Raw genomic sequence first — 425 nt, 5'->3', positions numbered from 1 at the left:
CTTTCAACCTTGGAACATTATCGTGATTAAAAGAGTTACCACCAAGGGTGAATAATAAAAATATATTTGGCGCACTTTCCCAAAACTCAATAAGCTCTGAGATTAACTGTTGTAGCTGTACCCCTTCCACTCTTTGATATTTTGAAAACTGTTCCTTAAATCGATTTGTATGCTCTTCAATGAGCTGATCAAAAAGCTGTTCTTTATTATTGAAGTAATAAAGAATTAAAGCAGGACTTACCCCCGCAGATTTGGCAATTGAGCGAATTGATACTTTATTATAAGGCTGAGAAATAAATAATTTTTCTGCTGCACTTAATATTTCTTCTCTTTTTTCTTTTGGCATCAGATTATATCCCACCCGCTTGTTTACATTTACCGCACATTTTATAACTCTAAGAAACAATCTCAATATGAAAAAACAC

At 33.2% G+C, this 425-nt stretch carries 1 protein-coding gene; it reads right to left on the bottom strand.

The window, feature by feature from the left end; translation table 11 throughout:
• Window positions 1-346, bottom strand: a 346-nt coding sequence (locus BCT81_RS04400) for a TetR/AcrR family transcriptional regulator (RefSeq protein WP_133152541.1), incomplete at its 3' end; no start/stop codon positions are given.
• Window positions 347-425 lie beyond the last annotated feature (79 nt).

Source organism: Vibrio sp. 10N.261.52.A1, assembly GCF_002876325.1.
Classification (GTDB): domain Bacteria; phylum Pseudomonadota; class Gammaproteobacteria; order Enterobacterales; family Vibrionaceae; genus Vibrio; species Vibrio chagasii.
This window is presented reverse-complemented; position numbering and strand designations above follow the sequence as displayed.